Origin of the sequence: Mesorhizobium sp. M8A.F.Ca.ET.208.01.1.1, from assembly GCF_004791315.1 — a bacterium.
In the GTDB taxonomy this organism is placed as follows: Bacteria; Pseudomonadota; Alphaproteobacteria; order Rhizobiales; family Rhizobiaceae; genus Mesorhizobium.
Genome location: NZ_SRUT01000352.1, coordinates 1 through 292, shown reverse-complemented (window position 1 = coordinate 292; position 292 = coordinate 1). Strand labels below are relative to the sequence as shown.

Here is a 292-nt window from a genome sequence, read left to right as displayed (position 1 = left end):
GCGGCGGCGTCTTCGACGAGGCGAAGGCGGACCCGACCTACAAGGAGATCGAGCTCAACAGCCCGCAGAGCAAGGCGGCGCTGCAGGCCTCTTACGATATGTATGTCCGGGACAAGTCGGTTCCGGTTTCGGCGCTCACCAACCAGCAGGCCGACAACCAGCCGCTGTTCCTGGCCGGCCAGCTCGGCATGATGATCTCGCACCCGTCCGACTACAATGTCATGCTCGACCTGCAGAAGAAGGCGACGGGCGCTGACAAGGACAAGGCCCAGACCGTCATCGACAACATGCG

1 pseudogene is annotated in these 292 nt (G+C 63.0%); it reads left to right on the top strand.

The annotated features are described in order from the left end of the window. Nucleotides 1-292, top strand: a pseudogene (locus tag EN851_RS35620) (extracellular solute-binding protein); the annotation flags it as partial.